Genomic DNA, 8413 nt, shown 5'->3' with positions numbered 1-8413 from the left:
CTAGAACTCCCGAAAAAGAATAACTTCGGGCTGTGGAGGGACGCTTATCCCCCCGCCGGAACGGGAGGCGTCAGCGTGCCGTGAGGGGCCGCACGTTCCCGCCGGACTCGGCGTCCTCGGCCGCGGCCTCGTTGTCGTCCTCGTCCTCGTCCTGGTACGTCTCGCTGAGCACCAGCACACACAGACAGGACACCGCCGCCGCGGCGACCAGGAAGCCCGCCACCGGCACGAACGACTCGTACTTCGCGTACAGCCAGGTCGCGACGATCGGGGTGAACGCACCGCCCACCATCACGCCCAGCTGATAGCCGAGCGAGGCACCGGAGTACCGCACCCGAGCGCTGAACAGCTCGGAGAAGAAGGCCGCCTGGGGCCCGTACATCGCCGCGAACAGCAACTGGCCGACCACCAGCGCCAGCGTGACCAGCGGCCACCGCTCGGTGTTCAGCAGCAGGAATGCCGGGTAGGCCCACAGTCCCATGCCGGCCGCGCCCACCAGGTACACCGCGCGTCGGCCGACGCGGTCGGACAGGGCACCGAAGCCCATCAGCGCGGGCACCTGGAGCGCGGCACCGACCAGCACCGCGTTCAGCAGCGTGCTCTTGGGCATGCCGAGGACCGTGGTGCCGTACGACAGCATGTAGGTGACGAAGAGATAGAAGCCCGCGCCGATGACGACGACGGCTCCGGCGGCCAGCAGCACGTTCCTCGGGTGCTTGCGCAGCACCTCCACCACCGGGGAGCGGGACCCCTCCGCGGCGCCCGAGGCCTCCCGCTCCTGCCGCGCCTGCCGGCTGTCGTCCGTCTCCTCCAGCTTGAACTGGGCGAACAGCGCCACCACGATCAGCGCGATGCTGCACAGGAACGGCACCCGCCAGCCCCACGCCGTGAACTGCCGGTCGTCGAGGGTGGAGGTGATCACGAGGAACACCAGGCTGGACAGCATCAGCCCGGCCGGCACACCGAGCTGCGCGAAACTGCCGTACAGGCCGCGGCGGCCCCGCGGGGCGTTCTCCGTGGCGATCAGCACGGCTCCGCCCCACTGGCCGCCCACCGCGATGCCCTGGAGCAGGCGCAGCACGACCAGTAGCACCGGCGCGGCCACACCGATGGCGTCGTAGGTCGGCAGCAGGCCGATCAGCGCCGTGGAACCGCCCATCAGGAACAGAGCGCTCACCAGCGCGGGCTTGCGTCCCACCCGGTCGCCGAAGTGCCCGAAGACGATTCCGCCCACCGGACGCGCCACGAAACCGATGGCGAACGTCATGAATGCCAGCAGCGTGCCGACGAGCGGATCGGACGCCGGGAAGAACAGTTTGTTGAAGACCAGTGCGGCGGCGGTGCCGTAGATGAAGAAATCGAACCACTCGATGGCCGATCCGGCGCTGCTCACCATGATGATTCTGGAGAGCGAGGTCGATTTCCCGGAGGAGCGGACAGGGGGCTGGGACATTTGGGGACTCCGATATGCGGGCGACGGCGTCGTCGCGGCTGCTGCGGGGGGTGAGTCGAAGATGAGGTGTCGTGGGCCACAGCAACACCTCCAGTTGGAGAGGGAGGACAATGGCACGCGGTGCCTGCATCTCTCTGAATTCCTGGCATTCCCGCCAGATGAAAGCCCTCTCCAACTGGGGGAAGTCCGCTCTTTCACCGGGGAACCGGGTGCCATATGTTGCTCCCCTCCCGCCGTCCGCCCGGACAGCGGATCGCGACATTCGAAGGGAGCGGGCGCCGTGTATTTCGCGCGAGTGATGAGAAAAGGACCGGTTCCGGCGGACGGCCGGTCCGCGCAGGAGACCGAAACCCCCACGGAATTGCTCTTCCTGCGCTGCACCTGGTGCGGCACGGCCACCATCCGGCGGTCGAGCTGCCCGGCCTGCTGGTCCGCCGAGCTGGTGACCGAGCGCAGCGAGGGCGTCGGGGTCGTGGCGCCCCGCCGGACCACGGCCGCGGACCGTGACGCCCTGTGGCCGGTACGGATGAAGGAGGGGTTCGTCGTCCGCTGCCGGGTGGCCGGGCCGCCGCACGCCGTGCGCCCCGGTGTCCAGGTCCGGCTCGCCGGGTCGTCCGGGGCCGTCGCGGGCGAGCGGATCGTCTGCGGTGAGCTGCTGGTCCGCCCCTGCGTCGACGCGCCCCTGGACGGCTGGATCCGCGACGCGGGTTGAGCCCGGCGGCACGACGGGTCCACTCTGGACGCAGACAGGCGGGGGCTGGTCGTACGACGGCGGACGGCAGGGCCCAGGACATGGCACACAACGAGTCGGCGGACGGCACGGCGCCGCACAACCGCCCGGACGGGACCGGAGGCACCCCGCCGCCCGCCGCGGTCTGCCTGGACGGCCGGCACCGCGTCACGGCCTGGGCGCCCGGCGCCCGCATGCTGCTCGGCCACAGCGCCGAACAGATCGTGGGACACCCCGCCACCGACCTCTTCGACGGACCCCTCTCGCATCCGCTGGCCCGCGCCCTCGGTGACGGGCAGGACTGGAGCGGCCGCGCGGCCCTGCGCCACCGCGACGGCCGGCGCGTCGACGCCGATGTGCGCGCCACCCCCGTGCACACCGCGTCCGGTGACCTGTCATGGGTGCTGCTGATCGCCGAGCCGGGGCGGCGGGAACCGTATCCCGGCCTTCCGGCGGCGGACGAGGCGACCGCGGAACTCATGGGCCGCGCCCTCGTCCAGCTTCCTCTGGCCGTAGGCGTCTTCGACGACGACAACCGCATGGTCGGCGCCAACCACGAGGCCTACCGGGTGATGGCCCTGGACGCCGAGCAGACACTCGGCCGCCGCCTCGGCGAGGTCGGACCCGCACCGCTCTACCGGCGGCTGGAGCAACTGTCGGAGCAGGTGCTGCGCACCGGGGAAGCGGTCACGGTCCGCATATCCGACCGTGCCCGGCAGGAAGGGCGGGGCCGGGTCTACACCGACTTCGTCTACCCGCTGACCGACGCCGGCGGACAGGTGCGCGGCACGTCCATCGCCGCCCTGGACGTCACCGACCAGGACCGGGCCCGGCGCCGGCTCGCGCTGCTGAGCGCGGCCGGGGCGGGCGTGGGCACCACCCTCGACGTCGTCCGGACCGCCCAGGAACTGGCCGACCTGGCCACCGAGCGGTTCGCCGACTACGTGGGCGTCGACCTGCTCGACAGCGTGGTCCGGGGCCTCGCGCCCGCACCTGCGGCCGACCCGACGGCCGGCGTCTACCACCGCGTCGCCCAGCACTCCGTCCTGCCCGGCTGTCCCGAGTCCGCGATCCCCACCGGAGAGCCCGACCTGGTCGCCCCGGACTCGCCCATGGCGCGGGCGCTCGCCACCGGACACGCCCTGCGGCACCGCATCACCGACCCCGACATGGAACGCTGGCTGGAGCGGGAACCGGCCCGCGGCGAACGCGCCCGGGAGTTCGGGATCCACTCCTACCTCGCCGCGCCCCTGGTCGCCCGGGGCACCACCCTCGGCCTGGCGATCTTCATGCGGCACCGCACGCCCGAACCGTTCGACATGGACGAACTCCATCTGGCCGCCGAGCTCGCCTCCCGGGCCGCCCTCGCCATCGACAACGCACGCCAGTACACCCTGCAACGCAACGCCGCCCTGGCCCTCCAGCACAGCCTGCTGCCCCATCACGCCCCCCGGCAGACGGCCGTGGACCTCGCCTTCCGGTACCTGCCGGGCAGCTCCCGGGACGGGGTGAGCGGCGACTGGTTCGACGTGATCCCGCTGCCCGGCTCGCGGGTCGCCCTCGTCGTCGGCGACGTCGTCGGCCACGGGGTGCACGCCTCGGCCGCCATGGGACGCCTGCGCACCGCCGTCCGCACCCTCGCCGACCTCGACCTGCCGCCCGACGAACTCCTCACCCATCTCGACGACCTCGTGCTGCGCGCCGACCACGAACCCGCCGAGGAACCGGACCCGCAGGCGCCGCACCACCCCGAGGCCGGCGAGGTCGGAGCGAGCTGTCTGTACGCCGTCTACGACCCGGTCACCCGCACCTGCGTCATGGCCCGCGCCGGGCACCCGGGCCCCGCCGTGCTGCGGCCGGACGGCGACCTCGACTTCCCCGAGCTGCCCGCCGGCCCGCCCCTCGGCCTGGGCGGCCTGCCCTTCGAGTCGGCCGTGCTGGACCTGCCGCCGGGCAGTCTGCTGGCCTTCTACACCGACGGCCTGGTGCACGAGATCGACCGTGACACCGGGTTCGCCCCGCTGCGCCGGGCCCTCGCCGATCCCTCGGCCTCGCTGGAGGAGATCTGCGACGCCGTCCTCGACGCCTGCTGCGCCGGCCCGCCCGCGGACGACATCGCCCTGCTGGTGGCCAGGACCGGGGCGCTCGACGACACCCAGGTCGCCGCCTGGGACATCGCCTCCGACCCGGCCGAGGTCTCACGGGCCCGCAAGCTGGTGGCGGGCCGCCTGGAGGCCTGGGGGCTGGAGGAGATCTCCTTCGTCACCGAACTCCTGGTCAGCGAACTGGTCACCAACGCCGTGCGCTACGGCCGGCCGCCCGTCGGACTCCGGCTGATCCGCGGCGCCACCCTGGTGTGCGAGGTCTTCGACGCCGGCAGCACCGCCCCGCATCTGCGCCGGGCCCGCACGTACGACGAGGGCGGCCGGGGCCTGCTGCTCGTCGCCCAGCTCAGCGAACGGTGGGGCACCCGCCACGCCGCGGACGGCAAGACCATCTGGGCGGAACAGCGGCTCCCCGCCGGGTCGTGAAGCCCCGCCGGTGGCCGCACAGGGGTGAGCCGTGCCCCGGCCCGTGAGGAGGGGAACGGCATCGCAGGGGGGAGGGAAGGCGATGCCGGTCGGGCCGGGGCACGGCAGCTGAGGTGCCCGTCTGTCAGGGGGAAGCGTGAGTTGGTCCACCAGGGGAAGCGTGAGTGACGTGCGAGGTCAGCATGTGCGGGCCGAGCGGGCGGTCCACCGCCCCGCGCGTCGCTCGACCTCGACCGGCCGCCCGAAGCAGGCGGTCATCCGGGCGCTGGTGAGCACCTCGTCGACCGGTCCTGCGGCCTGGACCCGTCCGTCGCGCAGCAGCAGGGCATGACCGGTGGTGGCGGGCAGCTCCTCCAGATAGTGGGTGACGGTGACGGTCGCCAACTCCGGTCGACTGCGGGCCAGTTCCCGCATCGCGTCGATCACGTCCTCCCGCGACGGCAGGTCCAGCGCGTTGTACGGCTCGTCGAGCAGGAGCAGTCCCGGCTCGGACATCAGGGACCGCGCGACGAGCACCCTGGCCCGCTGCCCGCCGGAGCACACACCGTAGGGCCGGTCGGCGAGGTCCTTGCAGTTCAGCTCGGCCAGCAGTTCATGGGCCCGCGCCCGTGCCGCCGCGTCGTACTCGCGCCACAGCGGCTGCACGGTGCCGGTGGCGCCGGTGAGGACGACCGTGTGCGCGGTAGCCTTCGGCGGCACTTCCTGCATCGGCGACACGAACCCGATACGGCTCCGCAGCAGGCGCAGGTCGACCCGACCGACCCGGTGACCGAGGACGTCCACCGTGCCGCTGGTCGGATGGCCCTGTGCGCCGAGCAGCCGCAGCAGGGTCGTCTTCCCGGCGCCGTTCGGCCCGAGCAGCGCCCAGTGCTCACCGGCGCGGACCCGCCAGCCGACGCGGTCCAGGATCATCCGGCCGGTGGGATGACGCAGCACGCTCACCCCGGACAGCGCGGCCACGGTCCGGGTCACCGGGCCGCCCCGCCCTCGCCCGGGTGCGGGTCGAGGCCGCGCAGCCAGGCGCGCACGCTCTCGTCGTGCTCTCCCAGTCGGGGCGGCGCGAGGTGCCGGGTGCGACCTCCCTCGTCGAACCGGACGGCGGGGCCGGGCAGTTCGATGGTGCCGAGGGAGGGGTGGTCCACCGTGACGACCAGGCCCTGGGAGCGGGTCTGCGGGCAGTCGTAGACCTGGTCGAGGGTGCGGACCTCGCCGGCCGGGACGCCGGCGGCGTCCAGCAGCGCCAGCCAGTGCGCGGGGGGATGTTCGAGCAGGGCCTTCTCGATGTCCGCGACGAGTTCCTCGCGACGGGCCACGCGCCGCGCGTTGGTCTCGTAGCGCGGGTCGGCGGTGTCCAGGCCGGCGATCCGCGCGAACCTCACCCACTGGGCGTCGTTGGCGGCGGCCACCTGGATCGCTCCGCCGTCACAGCGGAACAGGCCGTAGGGGGCGATCGCCACATGGTGGTTGCCCGCCGCCCGGCCGACCTCGCCCGCGACCGTGTACCGGGTGCCCTGGAAGGCGTGCACCCCGACGATCGAGGCGAGCAGGGAGGTGCGCACGACCTTGCCGCGCCCGGTGTGTTCGCGCTCGTACAGCGCGCTGACCACACCGTAGGCGCCGTTCATGCCCGCGAGCACGTCGCCGATCGGCACCCCCACCTTGGAGGGGCTGTCGGGGCCGGTCCCGGTGAGGCTCATCAGCCCGGCCTCGCCCTGGGCGATCTGGTCGTACCCGGCGCGGCCGCCCTGGGGGCCGTCGTGGCCGAAGCCGCTGATGGAGAGGACCACCAGCCGCGGGTTGAGCTCGTGCAGGCGCGCGGGGGAGAAGCCGAGGCGGTCCATGACACCCGGCCGGAAGTTCTCCACCAGGACGTCGGCGTGCCGGACCAGCCGGGTCAGCAGGTCGACGCCCTCGGGAGACTTCAGATCGGCGGTGACCGACTCCTTGTTGCGGTTGCAGGAGAGGAAGTACGTCGACTCCGGCGCCTGTTCGGGGCCGACGAACGGGGGACCCCAGCCGCGCGACTCGTCGCCGGTGCCGGGTGCCTCGACCTTGATGACCCGCGCGCCCATGTCGCCGAGCATCATGGCGGTCTGGGGCCCGGCCAGCGCTCGGGAGAGGTCGACGACGACCACGCCGGTCAGCGGGCCCGCGGTGGTGGAGGTGCTCATCGCTCAGCGCTCCAGATGGACGGAGACGTGCTTGCGCTGGGTGTAGCTGTCGAGCATGCCCTCCAGGGAGAACTCCCGGCCGATGCCGCTCTGCTTGAACCCGCCGTACGACTGGCCGAGGACCTGGCCGCCGCCCTGGTTGACCTGGACCCAGCCCGCCTCCAGGGCGTGCGCGGTGCGCAGGGCCCGGCCCAGATCGTGCGTCCAGACGAAGCCGGCGAGGCCGTAGTGGGTGTCGTTGGCCATGCGCACGACCTCGTCCTCGTCCCGCCACGGGATTGCGCAGACCACCGGTCCGAAGATCTCCTCGGCGGCTATCCGCCAGGAGTTGGAGACATGGGCGAAGACGGTGGGCCGCTGGTACCAGCCCTCGGCGAGCGGGCCCTCGACGGGGGGCAGGCCGCCGAGCGCGAGGTCCACTCCGGGCTGGGCGATGCCCTCGGCGATGTACTCGCAGACCCGGCCGTGCTGGCGGCCGTTGACGAGTGTGCCCATGTCGCTGGCCTCGTCGAGAGGGTCGCCGACGACCAGCTTGGACAGCCGGTCGACCAGCTTGTCGACGAAGGAGTCGAAGACGGCCTCGTGGATGAACAGGCGCGATCCGGCGGTGCAGGACTGTCCCTGGCGGAAGAACCGCATCCCCATGACGGTGCCGTCCACCACCCAGTCCTCGTCGGCGTCGGGGAAGACGATCTGCGGGCTCTTGCCGCCCAGTTCGAGCGAGACGGGCACGATCCGCTCGGCGCCCTTCTCCATCACGCGGCGGCCCACGGCCGTGGAGCCGGTGAAGGACAGCTTGGCGACGGCCGGGTGCGAGGTGAGTGCCTCGCCGGCCTCCGTGCCGTAGCCGGTGACGACGTTCAGCACACCGTCCGGCAGGTACTCCTGACAGATCCGCGCCACGGCCAGGGCCGCGAGCGGGGCGTCCTCGGCCAGCTTCAGGACCAGGGTGTTGCCGGTGACCAGCGCGGGGGCGATCTTCAGCGCGGAGAGCATCAGGGGCGCGTTCCAGGGCACGATCGCGCCGACCACACCGAGCGGTTCGCGCCGGGAGTAGTCCAGGACGAGGGAGTTGAGCGGGATGCTCTCCCCCTTGGTCTCACCGGCGACACCGGCGAAGTAGCGGAAGGCGTCGACGAGGAACTGCGTCTCGCCGCGTGACTGGGTGCGCAGCGCGTTGCCGTTCTCCAGCGACAGCAGCCGGGCGATGCGCTCCTGCTCGGGCTCCAGGGCGTCGGCGATCCGGCGGAAGACGTCACCGCGGTCGCGGGGACGCAGGTCCCGCCAGAGGGGGAAGGCACGGGCGGCCGCGGTGACGGCCCGGTCGACGTCCTCGGTCCCGGCGCGCGGGACACGGCCGAGGACCGTCCGGTCGCGCGGGCTCTCGACGTCGATCCACCGGCCGTCGGCGGCGCCGGTCCACTCGCCGTCGATCAGCATGAGCGTGTCACCGACGTGGTGCTCGGACAGGACGGGGGTGGTCTGCTGGCTCGTCATGGTGCGGTCCTTCGAACAGGGGTGGGGAGGG

6 protein-coding genes are annotated in these 8413 nt (G+C 72.6%); 2 read left to right on the top strand and 4 right to left on the bottom strand.

The window, feature by feature from the left end; all coding sequences use genetic code 11:
• Positions 1-70: 70 nt before the first annotated feature.
• Positions 71-1453 (bottom strand): MFS transporter, encoded by a 1383-nt coding sequence (locus ACZ6SQ_RS06860; protein WP_469557435.1) that lies wholly within the window; start codon positions 1451-1453, stop codon positions 71-73.
• A gap of 280 nt (positions 1454-1733) precedes the next feature.
• Between ACZ6SQ_RS06860 and ACZ6SQ_RS06855 the strand changes: the two genes are divergently transcribed.
• Together ACZ6SQ_RS06855 and ACZ6SQ_RS06850 are read left to right on the top strand one after the other, a co-directional pair.
• Entirely contained in the window at positions 1734-2165 is a 432-nt protein-coding gene (locus ACZ6SQ_RS06855; RefSeq protein ID WP_469557433.1) for a zinc ribbon domain-containing protein, read from the top strand.
• An 80-nt stretch (positions 2166-2245) separates the two neighbouring features.
• Complete coding sequence (locus ACZ6SQ_RS06850; protein ID WP_469557431.1) at positions 2246-4714, top strand: SpoIIE family protein phosphatase; 2469 nt, start codon at positions 2246-2248, stop codon at positions 4712-4714.
• Between the two features lie 177 nt (positions 4715-4891).
• On the opposite strand, the gene ACZ6SQ_RS06845 is transcribed toward ACZ6SQ_RS06850, so the two are convergent.
• From ACZ6SQ_RS06845 to ACZ6SQ_RS06835, 3 genes are read right to left on the bottom strand one after another with little or no spacing between them, the layout of a single operon-like run.
• Positions 4892-5626, bottom strand: a complete 735-nt coding sequence (locus tag ACZ6SQ_RS06845) for an ABC transporter ATP-binding protein (protein WP_469557835.1) — start codon at positions 5624-5626, stop codon at positions 4892-4894.
• A gap of 56 nt (positions 5627-5682) precedes the next feature.
• Positions 5683-6885 carry a CaiB/BaiF CoA transferase family protein gene (locus tag ACZ6SQ_RS06840; protein WP_469557429.1) on the bottom strand — a complete coding sequence of 401 codons (1203 nt, stop codon included), beginning with the start codon at positions 6883-6885 and terminating at the stop codon, positions 5683-5685.
• Between the two features lie 3 nt (positions 6886-6888).
• On the bottom strand, positions 6889-8382 hold the full coding sequence (locus ACZ6SQ_RS06835; protein ID WP_469557427.1) for an aldehyde dehydrogenase family protein: 1494 nt from the start codon (positions 8380-8382) through the stop codon (positions 6889-6891).
• Positions 8383-8413: the final 31 nt, after the last annotated feature.

This window comes from Streptomyces sp. NPDC048600 (genome assembly GCF_055587025.1).
The sequence above is the reverse complement of the archived record's forward strand: the minus strand, read 5'-3'. Positions and strand labels throughout refer to the sequence as shown.

What these genes read in the sequence shown, in the direction of transcription:
- ACZ6SQ_RS06840 (WP_469557429.1), bottom strand. Translation starts at nt 6,885, where the DNA reads ATGAGCACCTCCACCACCGCGGGCCCGCTGACCGGCGTGGTCGTCGTC.
- ACZ6SQ_RS06850 (WP_469557431.1), top strand. Translation starts at nt 2,246, where the DNA reads ATGGCACACAACGAGTCGGCGGACGGCACGGCGCCGCACAACCGCCCG.
- ACZ6SQ_RS06835 (WP_469557427.1), bottom strand. Translation starts at nt 8,382, where the DNA reads ATGACGAGCCAGCAGACCACCCCCGTCCTGTCCGAGCACCACGTCGGT.
- ACZ6SQ_RS06860 (WP_469557435.1), bottom strand. Translation starts at nt 1,453, where the DNA reads ATGTCCCAGCCCCCTGTCCGCTCCTCCGGGAAATCGACCTCGCTCTCC.
- ACZ6SQ_RS06845 (WP_469557835.1), bottom strand. Translation starts at nt 5,626, where the DNA reads ATGATCCTGGACCGCGTCGGCTGGCGGGTCCGCGCCGGTGAGCACTGG.